Source organism: Proteus mirabilis HI4320 (genome assembly GCF_000069965.1).
In the GTDB taxonomy this organism is placed as follows: Bacteria; Pseudomonadota; Gammaproteobacteria; order Enterobacterales; family Enterobacteriaceae; genus Proteus; species Proteus mirabilis.
The window spans coordinates 3,104,307-3,129,878 of the sequence record NC_010554.1; the positions used below are offsets into that span (position 1 = coordinate 3,104,307).

General features: G+C 38.2%; 23 protein-coding genes and 1 tRNA gene. 7 read left to right on the plus strand and 17 right to left on the minus strand.

What is annotated here, in order from left to right; genetic code table 11:
- Positions 1-14: 14 nt before the first annotated feature.
- Positions 15-1,010, minus strand: coding sequence for a serine/threonine protein kinase (locus PMI_RS13975; protein ID WP_004246862.1), 996 nt, complete (start codon positions 1,008-1,010; stop codon positions 15-17).
- Positions 1,011-1,024: 14 nt separating this feature from the next.
- Positions 1,025-1,294 carry a YihD family protein gene (locus PMI_RS13980; protein ID WP_004246861.1) on the minus strand — a complete coding sequence of 90 codons (270 nt, stop codon included), beginning with the start codon at positions 1,292-1,294 and terminating at the stop codon, positions 1,025-1,027.
- 218 nt (positions 1,295-1,512) lie between these two features.
- Between PMI_RS13980 and mobA the strand changes: the two genes are divergently transcribed.
- Positions 1,513-2,097: a molybdenum cofactor guanylyltransferase MobA gene (mobA, locus tag PMI_RS13985; RefSeq protein WP_004246859.1), complete on the plus strand. Its 585-nt coding sequence runs from the start codon at positions 1,513-1,515 to the stop codon at positions 2,095-2,097.
- 11 nt (positions 2,098-2,108) lie between these two features.
- Positions 2,109-2,627: a molybdopterin-guanine dinucleotide biosynthesis protein MobB gene (gene mobB / locus PMI_RS13990; protein ID WP_004246857.1), complete on the plus strand. Its 519-nt coding sequence runs from the start codon at positions 2,109-2,111 to the stop codon at positions 2,625-2,627.
- A gap of 86 nt (positions 2,628-2,713) precedes the next feature.
- Here the strand turns inward: mobB and PMI_RS13995 are convergent, their stop codons facing one another.
- The 4 genes from PMI_RS13995 to PMI_RS14010 form a co-directional block, all read right to left on the minus strand.
- Positions 2,714-3,211, minus strand: a complete 498-nt coding sequence (locus PMI_RS13995; RefSeq protein ID WP_004246856.1) for a RidA family protein — start codon at positions 3,209-3,211, stop codon at positions 2,714-2,716.
- A gap of 40 nt (positions 3,212-3,251) precedes the next feature.
- Positions 3,252-4,673 (minus strand): NAD(P)/FAD-dependent oxidoreductase, encoded by a 1,422-nt coding sequence (locus PMI_RS14000; RefSeq protein ID WP_004246855.1) that lies wholly within the window; start codon positions 4,671-4,673, stop codon positions 3,252-3,254.
- A 412-nt stretch (positions 4,674-5,085) separates the two neighbouring features.
- A complete protein-coding gene (gene gorA, locus PMI_RS14005; protein WP_004246853.1) occupies positions 5,086-6,438 on the minus strand; it encodes a glutathione-disulfide reductase in 1,353 nt (450 codons plus the stop codon).
- Between the two features lie 145 nt (positions 6,439-6,583).
- Positions 6,584-7,426: a 23S rRNA (adenine(2030)-N(6))-methyltransferase RlmJ gene (locus PMI_RS14010; RefSeq protein ID WP_004246852.1), complete on the minus strand. Its 843-nt coding sequence runs from the start codon at positions 7,424-7,426 to the stop codon at positions 6,584-6,586.
- Between the two features lie 180 nt (positions 7,427-7,606).
- Between PMI_RS14010 and PMI_RS14015 the strand changes: the two genes are divergently transcribed.
- From PMI_RS14015 to PMI_RS14025, 3 genes are all read left to right on the plus strand, one after another.
- Positions 7,607-7,999: a DUF1090 domain-containing protein gene (locus tag PMI_RS14015; protein WP_004246851.1), complete on the plus strand. Its 393-nt coding sequence runs from the start codon at positions 7,607-7,609 to the stop codon at positions 7,997-7,999.
- A gap of 276 nt (positions 8,000-8,275) precedes the next feature.
- Entirely contained in the window at positions 8,276-9,298 is a 1,023-nt protein-coding gene (gene yhjD / locus PMI_RS14020; RefSeq protein WP_004246850.1) for an inner membrane protein YhjD, read from the plus strand.
- Positions 9,299-9,377: 79 nt separating this feature from the next.
- Positions 9,378-9,584 (plus strand): 2-hydroxymuconate tautomerase family protein, encoded by a 207-nt coding sequence (locus PMI_RS14025; RefSeq protein WP_004246849.1) that lies wholly within the window; start codon positions 9,378-9,380, stop codon positions 9,582-9,584.
- Positions 9,585-9,676: 92 nt separating this feature from the next.
- On the opposite strand, the gene PMI_RS14030 is transcribed toward PMI_RS14025, so the two are convergent.
- The 10 genes from PMI_RS14030 to PMI_RS14075 all read right to left on the minus strand — a co-directional run bounded on the left by PMI_RS14030 (position 9,677) and on the right by PMI_RS14075 (position 22,333).
- Positions 9,677-11,149 (minus strand): M16 family metallopeptidase, encoded by a 1,473-nt coding sequence (locus tag PMI_RS14030; protein ID WP_223293380.1) that lies wholly within the window; start codon positions 11,147-11,149, stop codon positions 9,677-9,679.
- Positions 11,150-11,361: 212 nt separating this feature from the next.
- Positions 11,362-12,072 carry a HAMP domain-containing protein gene (locus PMI_RS14035; protein ID WP_004246847.1) on the minus strand — a complete coding sequence of 237 codons (711 nt, stop codon included), beginning with the start codon at positions 12,070-12,072 and terminating at the stop codon, positions 11,362-11,364.
- Positions 12,073-12,304: 232 nt separating this feature from the next.
- A complete protein-coding gene (locus PMI_RS14040) occupies positions 12,305-13,999 on the minus strand; it encodes a two-partner secretion domain-containing protein (RefSeq protein ID WP_012368520.1) in 1,695 nt (564 codons plus the stop codon).
- 126 nt (positions 14,000-14,125) lie between these two features.
- Complete coding sequence (gene dppF / locus PMI_RS14045) at positions 14,126-15,127, minus strand: dipeptide ABC transporter ATP-binding subunit DppF (protein WP_004249101.1); 1,002 nt, start codon at positions 15,125-15,127, stop codon at positions 14,126-14,128.
- Complete coding sequence (dppD, locus tag PMI_RS14050) at positions 15,120-16,103, minus strand: dipeptide ABC transporter ATP-binding protein (RefSeq protein ID WP_012368521.1); 984 nt, start codon at positions 16,101-16,103, stop codon at positions 15,120-15,122. The genes dppF and dppD overlap by 8 nt, the downstream gene beginning before the upstream one ends.
- Positions 16,104-16,115: 12 nt before the next feature.
- The gene (gene dppC / locus PMI_RS14055; RefSeq protein ID WP_004249100.1) at positions 16,116-17,018 is read right to left on the minus strand and encodes a dipeptide ABC transporter permease DppC; all 903 of its coding nucleotides are present in this window, start codon (positions 17,016-17,018) and stop codon (positions 16,116-16,118) included.
- 10 nt (positions 17,019-17,028) lie between these two features.
- Positions 17,029-18,048 (minus strand): dipeptide ABC transporter permease DppB, encoded by a 1,020-nt coding sequence (gene dppB, locus PMI_RS14060; RefSeq protein ID WP_004246841.1) that lies wholly within the window; start codon positions 18,046-18,048, stop codon positions 17,029-17,031.
- Between the two features lie 169 nt (positions 18,049-18,217).
- Positions 18,218-19,825, minus strand: coding sequence for a dipeptide ABC transporter periplasmic-binding protein DppA (gene dppA, locus PMI_RS14065; RefSeq protein WP_004249098.1), 1,608 nt, complete (start codon positions 19,823-19,825; stop codon positions 18,218-18,220).
- A gap of 522 nt (positions 19,826-20,347) precedes the next feature.
- A complete protein-coding gene (locus PMI_RS14070) occupies positions 20,348-22,030 on the minus strand; it encodes a ShlB/FhaC/HecB family hemolysin secretion/activation protein (RefSeq protein ID WP_012368522.1) in 1,683 nt (560 codons plus the stop codon).
- A gap of 226 nt (positions 22,031-22,256) precedes the next feature.
- Positions 22,257-22,333: transfer RNA gene (locus PMI_RS14075), tRNA-Pro, on the minus strand.
- 299 nt (positions 22,334-22,632) lie between these two features.
- On the opposite strand from PMI_RS14075, the gene PMI_RS14080 reads away from it, so the two are divergent.
- Positions 22,633-22,935, plus strand: coding sequence for a DUF5339 family protein (locus PMI_RS14080; RefSeq protein WP_004250065.1), 303 nt, complete (start codon positions 22,633-22,635; stop codon positions 22,933-22,935).
- Between the two features lie 57 nt (positions 22,936-22,992).
- On the opposite strand, the gene PMI_RS14085 is transcribed toward PMI_RS14080, so the two are convergent.
- Positions 22,993-23,322, minus strand: coding sequence for a YceK/YidQ family lipoprotein (locus tag PMI_RS14085; RefSeq protein WP_004246836.1), 330 nt, complete (start codon positions 23,320-23,322; stop codon positions 22,993-22,995).
- A gap of 378 nt (positions 23,323-23,700) precedes the next feature.
- Between PMI_RS14085 and PMI_RS14090 the strand changes: the two genes are divergently transcribed.
- Positions 23,701-25,359, plus strand: a complete 1,659-nt coding sequence (locus PMI_RS14090; protein WP_004250064.1) for a putative transporter — start codon at positions 23,701-23,703, stop codon at positions 25,357-25,359.
- The last annotated feature ends 213 nt before the right edge of the window (positions 25,360-25,572 follow it).

A 25,572-nucleotide genomic window follows, 5' to 3' on the forward strand; every position in this document is an offset into this window, starting at 1 on the left:
TTATCTCCTAAAAATTAATACATTGGGCTAAGTTGTAAAGGTGGCTCATTTAATTGCTCCACTTGCCCTTTAAATAAAGCGAGTTGTTTAAACCAAAAGTCTTGCTCTTGAAACCAAACAAAGGTTCTTGGAAAAGCAGGATCCTTCCAGCGCTTTAATACCCATGCGATATAATGCACCATTCTCATCGCACGTAGAGGTTCAATTAATGATAGTTCTCTCACATCAAAATCTTGATATTCATTATAAGACTCAAGCAATGTATCTAGCTGTATAAGCTGATCTTGCTTTGAGCCACTTAATAACATCCAAAAATCTTGAATTGCACTTCCCATACGAGAATCATCAAAATCAACCATAACGACTTCATCACGCCACAATATATTGCCGGGATGACAATCCCCATGTAGTCGTAATTTTTTCCATGTTGAGTCTGATAATTTAGGACTCACTTCATGAATAATTTTATCAATAGCATCAATAAATTGAGATTTTAATTGCGTTGGAACTAAATCACTTTGTTCAAATTCTAATTTTGGCGCGACCAAATAGTCCGCAACAGACAGTGTCGGCCGATATTGATAGCTCTTTTTTCTACCTATTTGGTGAATACGTCCTAATGTCCGCCCCACCTCTTCAAGCTGAAATAGATTATCAGTTTCATATGCTCTTCCCCCAATACTTGGGAATAATGCAAAATAAAACCCTTCATTAGAAAGATGAACTGTTTCGCCTTTTACCTCGATAGGCGCTGCGACAGAAACCTGTGCCTCTTTTAGCGCTAAAACAAATTCATGTTCTTCTTTTATTTGTGAATAGCTCCAACGTTGAGGACGATAAAATTTCACCACATAACGTTGTTTGTGCTCATCCATAAACTGAAAAACACGATTTTCGTAGCTGTTTAATTCCGTCAGCCCTGAATCAGGATAAAACCCAATATTAATTAGCGCATCCCAAATACTATCGGGAGACAATCCTTGAAAATTAAATGAGGCAGATATGGCCATGTCCTATCCTGAAATTAATCTTTAATCACACCGCGAGCACGTAAAATAGCTGTTTTGAAATCTTCTTCATAATCTTTCTTCAGCCCAGGAATAACATCTGTGGGTGCGGTATTGCGCATTTTTAGATGATAGATCAAAATATCATCAGTTAGATCAGCAAGTTGACCTTTAAAACCTGCTTCATCCGCCAGTTTCTGTAATAATTGAACTAAGTTTAAATCAGAATGCTCTTCCCATACTGGGTGCAATAATTCCATCACTTCATTAAGACGGTGACATTTCATACAAAAAATCCTTATTATTAAAATAACAACAAAGTACCAAGTATTCTCTAAGAGAAAAAGACAACCTCTGTCAATCTGCGTAAATATTACGCTTTTTTAAAAAAATTGCTGTTGCTTTACATGTAACCAGAATAAGTTCGTGCTTTCTATTACTATATCGTCTTTACTTGATAAGTATTGTTCGCAATTTTTCGCAAACTCATTCACAAATATTGACTATGAAAAACCAGAATATCACAGGCGGTATACTCGCCGGTGGCCAAGCTACTAGAATGGGAGGCGCTGATAAAGGGCTTCAACTCTTACATGGGCTACCTTTATACCTCCATATTGCCCAAAAATTATCACCACAGGTTGCCTCTATTCTGATTAGTGCAAACCGTAATCTGGAACGCTATCGCCAAAGCCAGTATCCTGTTATCACCGATGAAACCAGCGATTTTTCCGGTCCTTTAGCTGGAATGCTGGCATTATTAAAACAAGCTCAAACCCCTTGGGTTGTGTTTGTTCCTTGTGATGTCCCCTATTTTCCTAGCAACTTGGTTGAAACGCTCTATCGTCACAAAGGGGATGCCTTAGCCGTCTATGCCGACGATGGGCAGCGAGAGCACCCAACACTGGCACTGTTAAATCGTTGTCTTATTCCAACACTTGAGGCTTATCTCGCTCAAGGTGACCGTAAATTAATGCTATTTATGCGCCAAATCGCCGCTAAACCGGTTTTATTTGCTAATCAGGCCGCAGCCTTTATTAATTTAAACACACCTGAAGATATAGCAAACGCCAATCACATAGCAAAATAGGAGCTCATAAGATGACACAAAATCAGTTACCGCTATTAGGGATCACCGCTTGGAGTGGTACAGGTAAAACAACCTTACTAAAAAAACTTATTCCTTTGTTGCGTAACAGAAATATTCGGGTTGGTATGATAAAACATACCCATCATGATATGGATGTCGATAAACCAGGCAAAGACAGCTATGAACTTAGAAAAGCCGGAGCCGAACAAACATTAGTCGCTAGTCAACAACGTTGGGCATTAATGACCGAAACCCCTGATTTAGCTGAGCTGGATTTGTACTATCTCGCTTCTCGTTTTGATGCAAGTAAACTCGATATGATTTTAGTGGAAGGTTTCAAAACAGAGGCTATCCCTAAAATTGCACTTTACCGTCATATCAATGAGCGAAGTGTTAATGAGTTACTGGATGAACATGTGATTGCACTAGCTAGTGATAGTGATTTAGACACATCCCTCCCACTGCTAGATATTAATTCGCCAGAAGCTATTGCTGATTTTATTATTCAGTGGCTAACGGAAAAAAAATAGCCATAAAAAACGCTAAAGAAAGTTGCCCTTCTCTAGCGTTTTATAAAATTGGTTTACCTTAAAATAAGGTAAAATACAGGGGGTCTTTATTTAGCAGGACGAACTGCAATCACTTCAATTTCTACACGCCATGCTGGATTAGCCAACTTAGCCACTTGGAATGCTGAACGTGCTGGTAATTGATTGGTTTTTGAAGCGTCATAGAACTTAGAATAACCGTTCATAAAGCCTTTAAAATCCATAGTGCCGTTATTCTCTTCACCACCAACTAAGAATACTTGCATCTTAACCACGTCTTTCATATCAAGACCAAGGTTATTCAGGTTAGTTTTGATTTGTTCTAAAACATTAATAGTTTGTTCTTCGGTATTACCGTAAGAAGCTAATTCACCTTCTGGTGCATCTGCGGATTTCTTAGTAGGCACTTTACCACTTAAGAAAACCAGATTATTACCTGCATTAATTTCAACTGCTTCTGAAATAGGCATACCGTCTAATTTATGATGCACAACATTCTCCGCTGCATTTGCACTTGCTACACCGAACACGAAAGGTAAAGCAACAAGTAGACTTTTATAGCGCATGAAAACTCCTTAATGTGTTTAATTACAGTAAAACAAGGGTTTACTTCTTAAAACGATCCAAACTAAACGGCGTTGGATCAATAACAGGTTTCTTGCCCATGACAATATCAGCGGTCACTTCACCCGCTGCCGGGCCTTCTGTCATACCCCACACTGTTGCCGTGTTAATCACTAAGCCTGGGTATTCTTTGACCTCAGAAATGATAGGTAATTCATCAAATGTTGGACTCACAACGGCACCCCAACGTTCAACAACTTCTGATTTTTCAAATACTGGGAATTCTGTTTTCATTCTTTGGAAAACAGCATCTAAGTGTTGCGTATTTTGTGTTGCCGTGGCAACTCGGAATTGTTCGAATGGTGTTTTTTCATCTAAATTCCAAGAGGTCGGCATTTTAAATGAATTAAATAGATCTTCACCAATAGAGAATTCCAACGGTAACTCTCCGCCACCTAATAAGTGCATAAATTTAGGCCCTAGCAGGAAGCTATCTTTGACTATTGAACTCGTAAAGATACGTGGTGCAACGGCATAAGTACCATCCGCTTGTTCGCGGAAATGAATACCATTAGGTAAATGCACATTACCACGTGGTGCACCAGGAACCCCTGAGACACGTTGTTGTGATAGATATACATTGAGCGTTGGGATATCAATACCCATATTGCCCATAAATAAACGCGACCAGATACCCCCAGCGAGTACAACTTGAGACGTTTTAATCGCCCCTTTCTCACTCACCACATCAGAGATTTTACCACCCGCAGTTTCAATACCTCTTACTGCACAGTTGGTATAAATTTTCACACCGATTTGTTTGGCATAACGAGCGAGTGCAGGTGTGCCTGTTTCAGGATCAACAGAGCCTGAATCTTCTTCAAATGCAGCAACAGTCCATGGCGTTTGAGCACCGACTAAGCGATTTGATAGCTCTTCACCTTTAATGATGCGAGTATTTAATGGTGTATCAAAACCTGCCGCTTCTTTAGCTGTTTTGATCCACGCTTGAGCTTTATCTAATGCTTTTTCATCTGCCAGCGCTTCTACACGACCTTGAGTACGATAACTGGTATCCGCACCAATTTTCTCATTCATGCCACGCCATAATATTTTCCCATAATGGTGTAATGGGAAGATTTCTGGCGATGTTTGGTAACTAATAATTTGGCTGTATGCACGGCCTGATTGCTCACCGGCAATCTGACCCTTTTCTAAGATAGTGACACTCATACCACGTTCAGCAAGGTTAATAGCGGTCATGATCCCTTGAATACCGGCACCAATAATCACTACATCTGCTTCTTTAGGAAGAGCCCCTTGCGTACCTTCAACAAATGATGCTCTTGATTTAGCTTCCACAAATTTGCCGTCACGGCGAACCATTGGAACTAAAGCCGCACCACCTGCTAAAACGCCCGCAGCACCAACACCTAAAAGTAGCTTTCTCCTTGAAATGTTCATCTTTTACCTCAGTAATAGTCTTACTATTTATATTGTTATTAGATTATTTTTTAGAGGCTTTATAATATCATGTTTTATTATAATGTTAATGAATATAATAATTTGTTAATAATACTAATAAGACATAATACCATTAGAAACATTATGGTTACTTATAAAAAAAACCTATTGATAATAAAGTGGAACAAAAGAGTCGAAATAAGTATTAACTTGAATTAAAAGGAAAAGTATGTCTTAGATGGAGGTATTGATAAGAAAGGGTATAAATATTTTATTAACATTTAACGACTGATGTTGTATTTAAAGCGACCATTTATGCAGATAAAATAAATAGACTCGATAGCACGATTAGCTAAAATAAAAAGCGAATACCACTATAGTAGTACTCGCTTTTTAATTAAATGTGAAAAAATTAACGCATTGTCACAAATTCTTCCGCCGCCGTTGGGTGGATAGCAACAGTATCATCAAAATCTTTCTTCGTGGCACCCATTTTTAATGCCACTGCAAAACCTTGCAACATTTCATCCATGCCAAAACCAATACCGTGGATTCCGACAATTTTTTCTTCAGCACCCACACAGACTAATTTCATCCGACAAGGCTGACGATGGCGTGTCACTGCACTATACATGGCAGTAAAAGAAGATTTATAGACTTTCACTTGCTCAGCGCCATATTGCTCAATAGCTTGAGGTTCCGTTAAACCCACAGTACCAATAGCTGGGTGACTAAATACCACTGTTGGAATATTGGTATAATCTAAATGTTCATTAGGTTTATTATTAAATAATCGCTCTGATAAACGACGTCCAGCGGCTACCGCAACAGGGGTTAATTCTACCGCACCTGTGTTATCACCTACGGCATAAATACCGGGCACATTGGTATTTTGGAATTTATCAACCTGAATATACCCTTTTTCATTTAGCTTAACACCCGTAGCCGCTAAATTGATATTATCTGTAGCAGGTTCACGACCAATCGCCCAAATTAAAGTATCTACCGTCTGCTCTAAGCCATTTTCAAGTTGTAACGTTAAGCTACCGTCGGCATTTTTAACCACAGCTTTAGGAACTGCATGGGTGTGTAATTTAGGCCCTTCCGCTTCCATTACTTCCACCAGCGTATCGACGATTAGTGGATCAAAACTACGTAATGGTGCATGTTTACGCACAAATAAGTGTGTTTCACTCCCTAACGCATTTAATACACCCGCTAATTCAACAGCAATATAGCCGGCACCCACAACAGCAACACGTTTTGGTAATGCGCTAAGTTCGAAGAAACCATCAGAGTTAATACCATATTCAGCCCCTGGAATGTTTGGCTGAATAGGACGGCCTCCCGTGGCGATAAGTATATTATCTGCGGTAATTTTTTCACCGTTTACTTCAATAGTATGCGCATCAACAAAACGGGCAAAGCCTTGGATAACATCAACTTTATTATTACCTAATACACGTTCATAAGATTGGTGGATACGATCAATATAAGCAGTACGGCTACTGATTAATGTATCCCAATCAAAACGGTTTACTGTAGTATCAAAACCATAATCAGGACCGTATTGATGAATTGCTTCGGCAATTTGCGCAGCATGCCACATCACTTTTTTCGGGACACAACCGACATTAACGCAAGTGCCACCTAGCGCTTTCGCTTCAATTAATGCACATTTTTGGCCATACATAGCCGCTCTATTGATTGATGCGATGCCACCACTACCGCCACCGATGGCGATATAATCGTAATGTTTGCTCATAATTGATCTAATCCATTTATCTGTAGAAAAATAGGTACCTAACAGGCTAATTCTTTCATGTAATAAAGTCTATTATGACAAATTTTATTACTTAGCAGGTTAGGTTTTCGCTTTTACAGTAATAGGTAAAACAGTAATAAATGACTTATTCTGGTACAACCCATTCAACTAATGTGTGTCCAGTACCTTCAGGAACCAAGGTTTTATGTAGCCAAGGCAAGATAGACGCCATTTGTGATGCCAATTTCCAAGGTGGGTTAATAACAATCATACCTGATGCTGTCATACCTAGTTGATCACTATCTGGTTTCACTGCCAACTCAATTTGCAGAATTTTACGAATACCGGTGGCCTCTAGCTCTTTTAGCATCCGTTTAATTTGTTGGCGATGCACAACAGGATACCAAATTGCATAGGTCCCGGTGGCGAAACGTTTATAGCCTTCCACAATGCCTTTAACAACCGCACTATAATCTTGTTTAAGTTCATAAGGTGGATCAATTAAAGCAAACCCACGACGACTGGCGGGAGGGAGTTTTGATTTTAATTGTCCAAAGCCATCTTCCCGACACACTCTCACACGTTTATCGCGGGAAAATTCCGTACGTAATAAAGGGAAATCGGTAGGATGTAATTCGGTTAGCATTAACAGATCTTGCTCACGCAATAATTTAGCAGCCAATAAAGGAGAGCCGGGATAATAACGTAACTCATCAGATGTATTTAACGAACCGACCGCCTCCAAATAAGGCAAGATAAGCTCAGGCACCTCTTCTTGTTGCCATAAGCGTGCAATGCCTTCTAAGTATTCTCCCGTGCGAGTCGCATGTGCATTGGTGAGCTGATAACGTCCAGCGCCAGCATGAGTATCCAAATAAAGAAACGGTTTTTCTTTCTCTTTTAAAGACTCAATAATCAGGGTTTGAACAATATGTTTTAATACATCGGCGTGGTTGCCAGCGTGGAAACTATGACGATAGCTCAGCATTCTTTATCTTCCGTTAGAAATGGGCATAGCAAAGTAATTAACTTACTCTGAAAAGAGTGAATAAGCTAAGTGTATCAGAAAAAGCTGAACTTCTTTATTGAAAGAAAAAGAAACATTGTGTCTTGGCAGGCAGAGGTTATGATAAATCAATATTTAACTTAAGTCAGATAAAGGAATAGAATGAAAAAATATATTTTTACTGCAATTATTCTTAGTTTAACAGCTAGTTATGCATCAGCAGAAACAGCGGTTAATGGTTGTGACATCAAAAAACAGAATATTCAACGACAAATCGACTATGCCAAAATGCATGGTAATCAATATCGAGTACAAGGCTTAGAGCGAGCACTTAATAAAGTAGAACGTTATTGCACTCCAGAAAAGGTTGTTGAAGATACCCGCCTAGAATTACGTGAAAAACAACTGGAAGTGAAAGAGCGTGAATTAGAATTAAAAGAAGCGCAACTTAAGGGAGAGCGCGATAAAATTACTAAAAGAGAAGATAAACTTGCGCAAGCAAAAGCTGAGTTGAAAGCAGCTGAAGAAGAGTTAGAGCTACTCACAAAAAAATAATGCCCCGTAAATTCCCATTATGTTAAGCCATATAATGGGAATTATTATTCATTCGAACTACCTGCTAATCATAGGTTTGCTTAGATAAAAAGCGCATAACTGTTAAAAATATCATCATACTTAAGCCAAAGCAGACAACTCTGCTACCCTAATAGATAGCTAATGATAATAAGCATTAAGTTATGTAATAGGCATAACCTTATGCTATTTTTCAATAATCATTATCATAATAGTACTCAATTCTTAAGAATGGACTGATTTAATTAAAGAGGATATATGTCAGAAGAGACACAGAAAAAGGCATCCAATAAAAACACTCAACTGACTCAGCCCATTAAGCATGGGTTAGAAAAAGGGCTTCATGGTGGAAAAAAAGCCATTGGTATTGGTATAAAATTCACTAATTTTGTTACCAACATTCCCTTTATTGCTCACCTTATTCGAGCGGCAGAGCGTTTTACTGACCGAATGGGAAACCAGTTTGGTGCGGCTATCACTTACTTCTCATTTTTATCATTAATTCCTGTACTAATGCTCTCTTTTGCTTGTGCGGGTTTTATTTTAGCTTCAAACCCTGATTTGTTGGCCAAATTAATTACGGGAGTTGCCAATAGTATTGATGATCCAACTTTAGCCTCAACCGTTCAACAAAGTATTGATACTGCGGTTCGTCAACGTACAACCGTAGGTTTAACAGGGTTAGCCATCGCCTTGTATTCTGGTGTTAACTGGGTCGGGAACTTACGCCAAGCCATTTTGGCTCAGTCTCGCCCGATATGGGAACGCAACAAAGAGGATCAAGAAAAAATTTACTTTCGTTATTTTCGCGATTTTTTAGCCCTTATCGGTTTACTTGTTGCACTTGTTATCACTATTACACTAACCTCCGTTGCTGGCTCCGCACAAAAATTGATTGTGCATACATTAGGTTTAGATGGTATTGAATGGCTCACACCTGCTTGGACAACCATTGGTTTAACTATCTCTATTAGTGCCAATTATCTGTTATTTTTGTGGATATTGTGGATCTTACCTCGTCACCAACCTAAACGTATCTCATTATTAAAAGGAACGCTTATCGCCGCAATTGGCTTTGAGATCTTAAAGTCGGTGATGACATGGTTATTACCTAGATTAGCCAGTTCACCTTCTGGTGCAGCTTTTGGCTCTGTGATTGGTTTAATGGCTTTCTTCTACTTTTTTGCACGACTAACACTCTTTTGTGCCGCTTGGATTGCAACAGATGGACCTAATATGCGCAAAGAAAAACACAAGAGTGAAACGCAATCTATCACCTAAAATTGTAACCTCACGAGATAGGGTTAATTCCCTGCATTAACCACCTATCAATAATGTAAAACGTAATAAGGAAAAATAAATGCCATACGTTAATATTAAAATTACCCGCGAAGGTGCAACAGCAGAACAAAAAGAACAATTAATTGCTGGGGCAACACAGCTTTTAGTGGATGTGTTAGGCAAAAATCCTGCGACAACTGTCGTCGTTATCGATGAAGTTGATACAGATAACTGGGGGATAGGTGGTAAAACAGTAACCGATTTACGTGCCAGTGCAAAAAAATAAGCTAGCGGTTTAACATATAACGATAAAAAAGCTGAAAATAGCGTTAGGCTATTTCCAGCTTTTATTTATTAAGTTAATGCCGTACTACTTATCTATTTTGTCTGTTGTGCATCTGCCTGCACCGAAGCTTTTTCACCAGTAGTTAACGATGTTTTAGCCGTGTTTGAGCTATTCGCTGTTTCTGGGTGAACTTGCTTTTCAAATTGCACACGCAATTCACCCAAGTTTACCGTTGGCGTCTCGCTACTTTGCGTTAATACAAAAGTGATATCCTCAGATAGAATTCTCGATAACTCTTGATTTAACATCTCTTTCGTTAAACCCGCTAAAAATGCTTGGCGTAAACGCTGATATTGCTCTGGTGGAATATCAATAATATTGCTTTGCTGAGACAATAAACGCTGATTAATTAAGATAGAAGTACTTGTTTTGGCATAACGCGCAAACAATTGAGTGAGTTGAATTTGCTTTTCTTGAAGTAAATCTTGATACAATTCATCACTGACACCTTGATTACGTAATTCGCCAAGCTCTTCCCCCACCCAAGTGGCAAGTGCAGGAATATTTGCCGTTGCTGTATCAACATTTAACGAGCAACTGGCTCGTTGATATTGCACTCGACAATCGATATTCACTTGCGTACTTTCTTTTTCTTTACGCTGTTCGAGACTACGACCTAAGTGCACAAAAATCACTTCACGCGCTAAATCACTTAACCAATAACGGCTCAGTGTGTCAGAATCTTTCACTGGTGACCAATCTAGATCCCAAATAAGAGAGATTTGGTCATTTTTTCGCATGGGTTCTTGCACATACAATGTTTCTGGTTTCATATCGGCAAGAACAGGCACAGGCACAGGTGTCACGCGTTTTCCTTCCAGAGAAGAAAATGCCTGATTAATACTTTCGGTTAAGATACGATTATCAACATTACCGGCAATATATAACGTCATCATATCTGGGGTATACCAACGCTGTTGATAATCTGATAACTCTTTTGTATTTACCGAATGATTAACCGGTTTACCTGGATTATGGCCTTTTAGATTTGAGCCTTCTAGACGTGAACGCCAGATAGGATCATCAATATTAGCGGGAAAAGTCACCACCGGAAGCGGTGATTGAATCGCATTTCGAACCGCATCTTCTGTATATTGTGCCGGTTTTGCTATGCCCGCCAATAATGCAAAGGCATCTTTTAATAATTCAGGCTGGTTATTAGGCAAGCTTAAGTTATAAACCGTAAAGTCATAAGAGACGATCATCGGTGGCAATGGATAATCAGGATCGAATGCATTTTTCCAAAGATTATCGCGTTTTTCTGGTGTTAATCCGGTGTTTTCTAACACATTCAGTTTTGACACCAGAGATGAAAACCCTGTTTCACTGCGCTTTTCTGATAAAGAGCCCGTATTCACTAATAAGCGAATTTGGATCCTATCATTTGGGCGTTGTGGTGTTTGTAAAATTTGCCATTGGAAACCATTTGCGAGTCGCCCTTCTTGCCAAGCAGGATCAGGCTGCAGTGCTTCAGCTTGAACCTGACAAATAGCAGCGCTGAACATAACGCTTCCCAATAAAATTCGTGTCATTGCACCCTGCATGTGAACCTCTGTTTTATTAATCCTTGGTATTAAACCACTTATGAGGTTTAACAATAAATGCCGGAAGACATGTTAGATGTAAAATGTCTGTATGTTGCGTTGTCATCTTTATCACCACAGAACGCTAAAATAAAATCACTCACGTGATTAGAGTCATAGTGGTGTAAGAAGGTTCAGATATCTGACTCTTTTTGATCAGATTTTTGTTGATTATATCCTTTAATCAGCAAACCAATCTCATCATCACGATGAGATTCTGAACACGACAACATCGAAACCTGATTACTTTTATTAAGAGTCACAGCAATGTGGCGCAACGGTTTTACCATAATACGATTAATACACCAGCTAATTGCAATAGTGAGGATAAGACCCATTAATAAATAAGTCGTCAACATCAGTGCGACAGTATTACTCGCAAAACGATAAAAACGGTTAGTATCTGCCTGTAAAATAAGATGACTGGTATAGGCTTTATCGTCAGCGGAGGTAATACCTAAAGGCTGTAAAGGGATAGTCACTTCAACAGGGATGCCAAACAGCCAACGTGAAAATTGAGAAACTGATTTTTTCGGTGCAAAATCTAAGTTCATCACCTGAACATTTTCGGGTTGTGTCACAATCGCTTTACCCAGTATCCCGGTCGTTTTTAAACTAATGATCAGTTGTTTGGCATCATTTAAATCTGAACGCAATAGCGCATCAGCTAGCGGTTGTTGTATACTGACTGCCGCATTAAATAGCTGATTTTGATAATCTTCTCGGCGTTGATCAATCAAATAAACAAGCTGAATACTAATAAAAATAGCAATAGTCACCAACGTGACACCTGCAACAGCTGCCATCTGTTTGATTGTTAGTGAACGTTTGAGATGAGGTTTCATCAGTGCTATTTCCAGTAACCATGCTTGAACAACGGTGATTATACTGTATTTTTTCGATTATGTATCACAATCAATAAAGAAAAAACACACGAAAGCCTGCATCTCTACTCAGGTTAAAATCAATAAAAAGAATTATCTGGCTATAAACACAAATAGCCAGATAATATTCATCTTTTTTAGATGATAATTTTATTACTCTTTTAATTGTTATTATTAAATATCATCATTTAAATTATTTAGTTTTATGTGGGTTAATATCGAAAATAACCTTGTCATTCTCCGTTATCTTGCTAGCGAACTTAAATAAGCTATATTCATTAATTAAAGAAGTTTTAAACTGACCTTTAATATTAATTTCATTATCAGCTATCAAATCTATATAACTTTTGCTTAATCCATCGTCTGAAGGCCTTTCTTTAAATTTAACATCTGTTATATTTATGTTGTCTCCATGTGCAAAAATTTGACCAAAACCAAGCATAGATAGTTTATTTAAATTAATATCATTAAGCTTATTTTTATCTAAGCTATTATTGTCGTTACCATCTCCTATCGGGATATTTCGATAACCTAAAAATCTGATACTACTATTTCTCAGCGCAAATCTACCCGAGTAGTTATTATCTTGATGGGCATTAAATGAGACACCAGAATTTCTGACATAAGAAGTTGTTTTATCAATATCAACATTAATATTTCTCCCATTAAATAAAACTTCGCTATTTATAATAGCTAGTTTACCTTTAAAGTTAATATTGTCACTTTCTATATATTGAAGTGCTGATCCTATTTCTTTACCCTCAGCCTCCAACTTTCTTTTTTCTGCTTGTTTAGCTTCATCGATTTTAAGAACAGCACTCTGGATCTTGTTATATTCTGCTTGCTGTTGATCAGCAACTCTCCTAGCTTCAGTAGCTAGTTCTCTTATTTTCTTTAGTTTATTTTTATGTATAAAATGAGGATCTAACTCCATTATTTTTTCTTCTAATGCCTCTAATTCTAATGCTATTTCAGCTGATTTTTTTGCATCTATTTCAAGAAAATATAACTTCATAGATGCTAACATGAACATTAGATCTACTTCATTATATGCTCTAAATTCATTTTTTTTATTAATAATTCCGAATACTGATTTTTCATTAGCATTAATTTCTTTATTACGAATGATATTGATTTTTTTAGTGATTAGATCCCCATCAAGATTAAAAATGCCACCTTGTAGAGAGAAAAGATCTGTTTTTAATGAACTATTTTCTAAAATAGAGAGGCCTTCTTGATTATCTTTAGATAGCTCTTTTCCTTGGTCACCTTTCCAATCATAATCAACAAAACTAACCGTTTCATAGCCATTGATCACATTAAAAACTGGGATTTTATTTTTACCCAATATATTAATACGATTAGAAAAAACATTGATTGTTTGTTTTTCATTGAAATTATTAACATTCTTTAGATTAACATAACCATCTGATAAATAAATTTTTTTGCCTGTAATACTATCTAACTTCCCTGAAATTAACATTACCTTATCTGAACCTGAAAATTGACACCCGTAGCAATCAATTCCATTTGGATTGGCGATAATCAATTCTGCATTTTGTCCTAAAACAGAGATTTTACCCTCTAATGAACTCGTTTTTTTTGAAGTTACTTCGTTAAGAATAACTTTTGCTTTTACTTCGCTATTATCAATATGAACGCCTTCTTTTCCAACATTAAATTGTTCAAAATAGTTAACTGATAAATTCATATCGTTTGCTTTGTTGATAGAAATAGTTTCTGAACCATCTCCATTCTTGCTCACTGTTGTGTTTGCAGATTTTCCTGCATCTACAATAACGTTATTGGCTACTGCACTATTATGCATAAAAGCAAATGAAATAGAGATAACTAGAAGATTTAATGATGGCAATTTTTTATAAAACATAACGTCCCTTTTATTTAGTAAATTTAAAGGGAGACTAAATAATAAGAAACGCTAGTCATATAAAAATAAGAACAACATATAATATCATTGTTCTTATTTTATAAACCAAATTTATCAATCTATTGATTAAAACTCGCCGTGATCTTGCTCTACGGCAAAACAAGCAATCAACTGCCCATGATACTCTTTTAAAGTCGGTTGTAATTGTGTACACATTCCAAATGCGCGCCGACAACGAGCAGCAAAAGCACATCCTGGTGGTGGATTTAACGGACTAGGTAATTCACCCGTTAATTTAATTCTCTCTCGCCTTAATGTCGGTGTTAATCTTGGTGTTGCTGATAATAACGCTTGGGTGTAAGGATGTTGTGGGTTTTCAAATATCTGTGTTTTAGTGCCCTTTTCAACACAGCGCCCTAAATACATCACCACCACTTCATCTGCAATATGTTCAACAACGGAAAGATCATGGGAAATAAAAACATAAGAAAGTCCCATCTCTTGCTGGAGATCCATCATTAAATTAAGCACCTGAGCTCGCACAGAAACGTCTAGGGCAGATACAGGCTCATCAGCAACCACAATATCAGGTTCAAGCATTAAACCACGGGCGATAGCAATACGTTGGCGTTGTCCTCCTGAAAACATATGCGGGTAACGACTATAGTGCTCAGCCTTTAAACCTACTTTCGCCATCATAGAAAGTACTTTTTCTTTACGATCTTGTGCACTTAACGTGGTATTAATTAATAGAGGCTCTTCTAATATTTGCCCCACTTTCTTACGTGGATTTAATGATCCATAAGGATTTTGAAAGACAATTTGGATCTTTTGGCGCCGTAATTTTTCCGCAGATTTATCTTTAACTAATAAATTTTGCCCTTGATATGAAAGCTCTCCTGAGGTTGGTACTTCAATCATCGTTAATAATCGACCTAAAGTAGACTTACCACAGCCAGACTCTCCAACCACGGCTAACGTTTTTCCTCGCTCGAGCTCAAAAGAGACGCCATCTAGTGCCTTAACGGTTTTTTCCTTCGTAAAAAGTCCACCTTTAACGCTGTAATATTTGGCAAGATTAACCGCTTTTAATAAAGGCACTGCAGTATTCGGATTAACATTAGCCATATGTTGGTCTCCCTGTATCATCCAATGGTGTATGACATTTCACTCGATGTTTACCTATCTCTTTCAATTCGGGCTCTATCTGAAAACAAGTATCCTGTGCATAGGGGCAACGAGGATTAAGTAAGCACCCCATCGGTCTATCATAACGTCCCGGAACCACGCCCGGTAATGACTCAAGCCGAGCTTTATCACTCGCAAATTCAGGTAATGCTTTTAATAAAGCTTGCGTATAAGGATGGCGAGGCGCTTTGAAAATTTCTGTTGCGAGGCCTGATTCAACAACTTGCCCTGCATACATCACAATAATGGTATCTGCAGCTTCTGCGACTAATGCCAAATCATGAGTAATTAACACTAACGCCATATTTTCTTGTTTTTGTAATTCAAGTAATAGCTCGATAATTTGCGCTTGAATGGTGACATCAAGAGCAGTAGTTGGCTCATCAGCAATCAATAATTTAGGTTGGCAAGCAATTGCCATCGCAATCATCACCCGTTGGCTCATTCCACCCGACAGTTGATGAGGATAAACATTTAAACGTGATGCGGGATCAGGAATACCCACCAGCGTTAATAGATCAATCGCCCGCTGTTTACGCGTACGATGACTTCCTCCTTGATGAACTTTGAGGGCCTCCATAATTTGATAACCGACCGTAAAACAAGGGTTAAGGCTTGTCATCGGATCTTGAAATATCATGGCAACCTCAGCACCAACCAAATCACGACGTTCAGATTCAGAAATTTGCATCAGATCACGTCCATCAAATTGCAAGGCTTCTGCTGATACTCGACCGGGAAAATCAATAAGCCCCATAATCGCTAATGAACTAACTGATTTCCCTGAGCCAGACTCGCCAACAATGCCCACCACTTGACCTTCTTCTACTTGATAACTGATCCGGTCTACCGCTTTAAACGGAGTATCTTCATCACCAAAGTGAACTGATAATTGATTTATATTTAATAACGCCATGCTCTTACTCCGTTACTGCTTTAATTTTGGATCGAGTGCATCTCGTAGACCGTCACCCATTAAGTTAAAGGCTAAAACCGTCAACAAAATAGCTAACCCCGGAAAAGTCACTACCCACCATGCACTTTGGGTAAATTGCAGTACATCAGATAACATGGTTCCCCATTCTGGTGTCGGTGGCTGTGCGCCCATTCCCAAAAAACCTAAGGCAGCCATATCTAAGATGGCATTAGAAAAACCTAAAGAGGCTTGCACAATTAAAGGAGCAAGGCAGTTAGGCAAGATATTGATAAACATTTGGCGTATAGAGCCTGCTCCCGCAACACGAGACGCCACAACATAATCACGGTTAATTTCTGTTAACACTGCCGCACGCGTCAGTCGAACATAATGAGGTAGGGCAACAAAGGTTAAAGCGATTGAAGCATTAATAATCGAAGGCCCAAAAATAGCCACTAACACTAATGCTAATAAAAGACTGGGTAATGCCAGCATAATATCGACTACGCGCATAATGGCGATATCAACGATGCCACCAAAATAGCCGGCCATTAAACCTAAAATAATGCCTAAAATCAGTGAAAGTATAACGACAATGCAACCAACGAGTAATGAAAGACGCGCACCATACATTAAGCGAGAGAGAATATCCCGCCCAACATCATCAGTACCTAAAATAAAACTCCAGCTTCCTCCTTCTTGCCATACAGGGGGCGTTAGAAGAAACTCACGAAACTGCTCATTAGGTGCATGAGGCGCTAAAACGCCTGCAAGGGCAGCTATCAACAGCATAATGACAATATAAATTAAGCCAACAACCGCCCCTTTATTTTGTTTGAAATAGTGCCAAAACTCTTGAAAGGGGGTCATTGGCACCGGTGCACTAATGACCGGTGTTACGTTATTTTCAGCCATGATGCACTCCTTATTTCTTATGACGGATACGTGGGTTAACAATGCCATATAGCACATCCACTAATAGATTCACGAAAATGATCATAGTGGCAATGAGCAATACTCCCCCTTGAACAACAGGGTAGTCTCGACGTTGTAGAGCATCAATTAACCAGCGACCTAAACCCGGCCATGAAAAAATAGTTTCTGTCAGTATCGCTCCGGCTAGCATCGTACCAACTTGTAAACCAATCACCGTCACAACAGGTAACATTGCGTTACGTAATGCATGGATCAAAATCACTCGTGCACGACTTAATCCTTTTGCTCTGGCAGTGCGAATATAATCTTCTCCCAATACTTCCAACATTGCCGAACGCGTCATGCGCACAATAACCGCTAATGGAATAGTCCCAAGCACAATGGCCGGTAAAATAATATGGTGTAGCGCATCAAGAAAATCACCTTCTTCCCCCCAAAAGAGCGTATCAATCAACATAAATCCCGTTAGTGGATAGCTATCATCTAGAAAGACACTATCCGCCAATCGGCCTGATACAGGTGTTAGATCAAGCTTCACTGAAACGAGCATAATCAGCATGATCCCCCACCAGAAGATAGGCATAGAATATCCTGCAAGTGACACACTGATTGCCGTATGATCAAAAATAGAACCTCGTTTTACTGCCGCAAGCACCCCAACGGGAATGCCCACTGAAACAGCAAAAATCATGGCACAAATACCTAGCTCTAAGGTTGCTTTAAATCGTGGCAAAAATTCATCCCAGACAGGAATACGACTTTTTAGTGAAATACCTAAATCACCGTGCATAATGCCGTTAAGGTAATTTAAATATTGTTGCCATAGCGGTTTATCTAGTCCTAATTCCGCCATTAAATAAGCGTGACGCTCTGGTGATAATCCACGCTCTCCCGCCATAATCATGACCGGATCACCCGGAATAAGATGGACAAAAATAAAGGTTAATAACGTAATTCCGATAAACGTTGGGATCACGAGCCCCAAACGCTGAAGGATAAATTGCAGCATATCCTAATTCTCTTTTTACACATCAGCTAAAAGATAGCGCTGATAAATCAGGGGAAAGCCCCTGCGCTCACAGTGTACTGAATGTATTGATTATTATTGGATAGCGGTACTTCTCTAAACGCTCAGAGAAGTACCGTGGTAAAGATAACTCAGCTCGTTAATATCACGACTATTTTAGAGAGACATTATTAAAGTGGTGTTTACCTAATGGGTCGACCACATAGTTCTCTACTTTTTTACTGATTGGTTCATATACCGTGGAGTGAGCAATAATCAATGCTGGCGCTTGGTCATGCATCACCACTTGAGCTTGCTTATATAACTCAACACGCTTATCGTGATCTGCCGTGATCCGCGCAGGCTGGATCAGATCTTCAAACGGCTTATAACACCATTTCGAGTAGTTAGAGCCTTGCTCTTTCGCAGCGCAACTAAACAGTGTGGCAAAAAAGTTATCAGGATCACCGTTATCTCCCGTCCAGCCCATCATTACTGCTTGGTGTTCACCTGATTTAGCACGTTTCAGATATTCACCCCACTCATAACTAACGATCTTGGTTTTCACACCAATTTTTTCCCAGTCAGCTTGTACCATTTCAGCCATACGGCGGGCATTAGGGTTATATGGTCGTTGCACTGGCATCGCCCATAAATCGATAGTAAAGCCATCTGCAAGGCCGGCTTCTTTTAACAGTGCTTTGGCTTTTTCCGGGTTATATTCATAATCGACGATGTCATCGTTATAACCCCACATTGTCGGTGGAATAAGATTCTTCGCTTTCTGGCCTGCGCCTTGATAGACAGCTTCAATAATGGCGTCTTTATTCACCGCCATACTTAATGCTTGGCGTACTTTTTGGTTATCGAGCGGTTTTTTCTCCACATTAAAAGAGATATACCCCACGTTTAATCCGGGTTGTTCCAGTAGCTGGATATCTTTATTTTGTTTCATCTTGGCGATATCAGCAGGATTTGGGTAAGGCATTGCCTGACATTCGTTCTTTTGTAATTTGGCATAACGAACTGAGGCATCTGGCGTAATAGAGAAAACTAAACGATCTATATCAGGTTTTTTCCCCCAATATTTATCATTTGCTTTATAAAGAATACGTGAGTCTTTTTGATATTGTTGCAGTTGGAAAGGTCCCGTACCAATAGGATTGAGATCCACTTTCTCAGGAGTCCCTGCTTTCATCATATTATCTGCATACTCGGCAGAAAGAATAGATGCGAAGTCCATTGCCATATCAGCCAAGAAAGGCGCTTCTGAACGGGTAAGTACAAAGCGAACCGTATTGTCATCCACTTTTTCGATCTTCTCGATCATATTATTCATATCCATCCCAGTGAAATATTCATAACTTCCACCAGAGACTTTATGATAAGGATGATTTGGATCCATTTGACGCATAAATGTATATATCACATCATCTGCGTTAAATTCACGAGTGGGCTTAAACTCTTTGTTGCTATGCCAACTAACCCCTTTACGTAAATGGAAAGTATACACCTTACCATCATCGCTCACTTCCCAACTTTCAGCTAAGCCGGGAGTAATTTCAGTGGTGCCGAGTTTAAACTCAACTAAGCGATCATAAAGCGGTACTGAGCTTGCGTCATAAGTCGTACCTGAGGTAAATAGTTGGGGGTTAAATCCTTCCGGTGAGCCTTCTGAACAGTACACTAATGTTTTCGCTTGCACACCCGCTGAAATAGCCAAAGCGAGTAAGCCGATTGTAGCGGTTAGCAACCCTGTCTGTTTTTTGGAGCTTCTCATCATTATTCTCCGTCATTATTCTGTTGTGTTTTTTGGTTTCCTGTTTAAAAACGGAATACCTTTTTATTTTGTCATTGTTCAATTAACCAACTGTATTCGTTTCCGTCAATAAGGGGCTTTACGCCAAAATGAACAAGTTGCAAACATAAACGAAACAAATACCAAACAATTACAGGATAAAAATTGGACAAATTGATTTAATGGTAGAGAATTAAACCACACATTAAGTAAGTCTTAAGTTAAATGACTATTTAAAAAAAAACGATATTTTGTGATTGAACGCTTAAATATTAAACGAATATATTGAAATGAAACAAAGAAGTGGGTGGTTTATTCTGTTAGTAGCGAAGAATAACACCAGTATATAGAAGATAATCAGCGCAATACTCCGTTAATCCAAAGAGAGAAAAATACCTTTTTCTCTCTTTGACTACTAGTATGCTATATAAGCCAATAATCTATAGTTATTTATTAAATAATTTATAAAAACAGTAGTAAAAAATATAAAATAAATCACCATAATCAGAAGTTAAATTGGGTATTAAAATTAAACTGCGATCCTGTTGCTTCTCGACTAGAAGGGGCTGATAACGGTATGCTCCATACTAACTGATAACTTAGTTTCTTAAAGCTACCTTCTAATCCTATTGCCGCACCAACTAAATATTTATTTTTATTATAAAAAATTTTTTTTCTATCTTCTGAAACGGAACCATAATCTATGGCGGAAAATAGCATTTGGTTATTCAAGGGTGTAAGCCAAGTAACTTTATGTCGGGAAACAAACTGATTGGCATCAGAATAACCTTTGCCGGACTCAAAACCATACACGCTATACAGACCACCAATGGTTGCTTTATCAAGTAATCCATCAATATCTGAGCGAGTCAGTTGAAATATCATTTCTGGTTGATAAAAAAATTGCTGTGAAGTGATTTTAAAAGGAATTAATGCATCAAAATTAAGATTAAAAATGGGTACACCATTAAGGGAATCTATCGGTGATAGTCTTGCGCCAGGAATAAAAACACTCTGCTTATAATGAAGTTTAGCATTAAGGTAACCCCCTCTCATAAAGCGATAATTTTGCTCAATACCCGCATTAACATAAGGACTGCGACGCTCATGGACTGATAAGCGATAGCCTGACACTTCATTGCGATAAGTGTAATATTGTATTCCACCACTTAAAGTCACCGTACGCTGTGTTGAAGGTCTAAATTGGCGCTGGATCTCAAAAGAAAGAAGCTGTTGACGCGTTTTTTGTAACTCTTTTGTCACTTCAGAGACTCTCATTTTTGAACCAATATCATAACCAAATAATGTCGCACGCCAATAATGATAAGGTACTTGCCATAAAAAGATCTGCTTTTTGATGCCTCTTGATTTTAAGGTATCGAGTTGACTTGAAAGAATAACCATTAAAGTATCATTAAGTTGCGCTAGATTACCAAAGCTTAGCCTTGTAGTACCAAATAGATCTCCGTAAATTTTCTGCTCCTTATTATCAATCGATACCGAGCCTGCCATTGTCCTTTTTCCCACTTGAGAAAGAGAAATAATTGACTCATGTTCTTTTGACGAGGGTTCTATCTGAATTTTGACATTACTATTAGGACGGGATCTGAAATTGTCAGCCCCCTGTTCAATATCTTTAACGTTTAAAATATCACCTTTTTTGACAGGCACTGCCTGTGAAATCAAATAGCGTTTATCTGTCGGGGCTTCGGAAACAATGTCTTGCACTCTCCCGACATTTAATGTGATATCCAATACCTCGTCATCGGCATAAAGATCAACTTTACCCACCTCACTGGTCACATAACCTGCATCATAAAGCAGCGCATTCAGAATATTGATATCTTGTTCTAACAATGCCTGTGACTGACAATGCCCAACTAATTCAGCTTGCCATTTTGCCACTTGGCGTTGCAGTGATGAGGAAGAAAACTCATCGAGATGATGGAGTTTTACCTGTTTGATTGAAAAACAATGTACAGAAGGTGTGATAAATTCCCTTTTATTTTGTGGTGCTAAGTTCACTAAAGAGACATTGTCATTTTGTTGTAGTAATTGATCTCTAAGTTGTGTTTCTGTCGGTAAATCTACTGGTACAGGGGGATCGATATGACTTTCATTCGCTACAGAAAAAAAAGCACAACACCATAAAATACAATAGATTAAAATAGACAACTCAATACGCATTCAATTTACACTCTTATCACCGGAAATAGGAGTGCTATGTATATGTAAAGAGAAATAAAAAAGATTTATAAAAACCGTCTTTTTACTCTGACTTACCTACACAGTTACCAATAATGCAACTATGTCGACTTATCAGATCAGAGAGTAAAAAATCATAAGCGATTATTTATAAAGAGATGCCTTAAAACGACAAAACCCCGCTTTAAAAAAGCGGGGTTTCTAAATATGGTCGGCGAGAGAGGATTCGAACCTCCGACCCACTGGTCCCAAACCAGTTGCGCTACCAGGCTGCGCTACTCGCCGAAAACGAGGTGCATCTTACTGCCTGAAAGCCAAAGCGTCAATACTTTTTTCTTATCTCCCAACTGTTCGTATGGTTTTCAACCAAAACGACTGATTTTTAACTTTTTATTAGCACTATTGCTGAAATTAACCGCATCATAAACCCTACTTTTACTTAAGTTATATGAAACAGCTATTTTTCTTTACAGTTATCAGAAAACATCATGAAAAATGACAAATTTATTCTTTATTGTTATCGTTTATTTCATGCACTTTTTATATAATTACCCTATGTCAAATCAGTTAGGTGAATTTAGAGCATGAAATCACGTTGGGGCATTAGCACATTACTTTTATTCGTCACCACATTTTCAGTCCAAGCGACTACATCACAAACTTGTCGGGTTTACTTTAAAGAAGCCGATAAATTCTTACAATATATTGCTACAAGAGATGACTTAAAACAGAACATGCCTGAAATAAAAGGTAATTTTGAACAAAATAAAAAGTTGATCAGTTCTTCCACCCTAAAAGAGCAAAAAGCAATTTGTGAAAAAGGAATGCAAGAGCTTGATAACCTTAACAAGATGTTTGGTCCAAAAGAAGCTACAGCAAAAAAATAAATATAAATAATGACTAAATAATAAATAAGTGATTATATTTAGTCTTATTTATAATAATTAGGTTTTATTTCCAGTATTAAGTGTATCATTAGTGCTACCTAATTTTTTTATCCTTTCTTTAGGTGAATTATCACTGTTGTCATCATGTTGTGTATAATAATCATAAGGAAGCAATAAAGTATCTAATAACGCACTAAAAGGAAGATCAAGAATAACTAACGGTTTCATTGCCCACCCTGTTTCATCATCAGAAAGCATATTAACGTTATTTTTTGTTCCTGAATAAAGCTCGTTATTAGGGCCTGCATGCGTCATAACACTTGAGCACCCTGTCAGTGATAGCATAAACGTCGCTAGTATTAACTTGTTAATGATTATGGATCTCATAGAGCACCTATAAAAAGCCGTTAGGGTTAAACACCTTTATTACATAGTTAAACCTGTTTTCCTTGTTAGGACAAGAAAAAGAACATCTAAGGGGTTTATTTTTAATAACACAGGTAATTAATTTAATCTAAAAATAAACTCATTTTATATAATAATTCTGATGTTATAAATTATTATGTTTCACTGATATTAAAATTCAACCCTATTCATTTTAAATAAATATTTTAACTGAATATTTATCTTTTTTATTTTTTTGATCGTTATATATGCTGAATTTGTGCAATAAGACACAGCGTTTTTTTATCTTTTTGGCAAACTAGATGTATCGTTTTAGCTAGTGAGTTACTTGGCTATTTCACTTGGCATAGGATCTGTTTTATGAGTGATATTGCATTAACAATGGTGATGTTGTCATTAGCAGGCGCCTTAGGACTTTGGATAGGTAACGTTAAAATCTATCGGGTCAGTTTAGGAATTGGCGGAGTGCTGTTTGGAGGGATTATTGTCGGCCATTTAGCTCAACGTTATGGACTGGTGCTCAACACACAGATACTCCATTTTATTCAAGAATTCGGCCTTATCCTCTTTGTATATACCATTGGTATCCAAGTCGGCCCCGGTTTTTTCTCTTCTTTACGTGTATCTGGGCTTAAGCTCAATGCCTTTGCCATTTTGATTATTTTACTTGGTTCACTAGTAACAGCCTTTATTTATCACTTATTTAATGTGCCACTCCCCATTATTCTTGGCATTTTTTCTGGTGCGGTAACGAACACGCCTTCATTAGGTGCAGGGCAACAAATCCTCACCGACCTTAATATTGATCCAGCCATAATCAGTCAAATGGGAATGGGATATGCTATGGCTTACCCCATGGGAATTTGTGGCATTCTTTTGGTCATGTGGTTTATTCGCGTGCTATTTAAAATCAATATAGAGCGAGAAGCAAAACACTTTAACCATCAGCAAAACAGCACTAAAGAGACACTGCATACCATTAACATTGCCATTCGCAATCCCAATTTAGATGGCTTATTAATGCAAGATATCCCACTACTCAATGAAGATGCCCTTGTCTGTTCACGTTTGAAACGTGGCGACGATATTATGGTTCCGATGCCTTCCACTATTATTCAGTTAGGCGATTTACTGCATATTGTCGGCTCAAGAGAAGATCTCAATAAGGTTCGCCTTATTTTAGGCGAAGAAGTAGATGCTTCACTTTCTACCTCAACCCATCAATTACAATCTGTGCGCATTGTTGTCACGAATGACGCAGTATTGAGTAAACGATTAAAAGATCTCGATTTAAAAAGAAAATATGATGTTGTTATCACACGATTAAATCGAGCTGGAATTGAATTAATTCCTAGTAATAACAGTATGCTACAGTTTGGCGATATTTTAAATGTTGTGGGTAGACCTGGGGCCATAGAAGCAATTACGGTACTTTTAGGTAATGCACGACAAAAATTAGAACAAGTACAGATGTTGCCTGTTTTTATTGGCATTGGTTTAGGGGTTTTATTAGGCTCTATCCCTATTTTTATTCCGGGGATCCCTGTTGCACTAAAATTAGGTCTTGCTGGCGGGCCACTGATCGTGGCCTTGATTTTAGGCCGTATTGGTACTTTCGGGAAACTCTATTGGTTTATGCCCCCAAGTGCTAATCTTGCACTACGTGAACTCGGGATCGTCATGTTTTTGGCTGTGGTTGGCCTTAATTCCGGTGGCGGGTTTATTGATACCTTAATATATGGACAAGGGTTAAGTTGGATTGGCTATGGTATCGCGATCACACTACTCCCATTATTGATAGTCGGTATAATGGCTCGTCTCGTTTTTAAGTTAAATTACCTTACCCTATGTGGCGTACTTGCAGGCTCGATGACTGATCCTCCCGCTCTAGCATTCGCTAATTCTATTCATCAAAATAGCGGTGCAGCCGCACTTTCTTATGCCACGGTTTATCCTTTAGCTATGTTTTTACGTATCATCACGCCACAACTAATGGCACTGATTATTTGGGCTTTGTAGCGAATTTAATAGATATATTAAATGGTTGCAGTCAATTTGTTATCAAATGCTTAATTTCACTTTACAGAAGGATAATAAAGGGCTTAAAAGGGGCTTATTTAAGCCATCGATTTTATTATTATCTGTTTTAATAGCGCTCGTGCTAAGAAATTTAGATTGAGACGGATTGCTAACTTTTAGTAATCAATTTCTTTCCGTCAAACTTATGCTCAA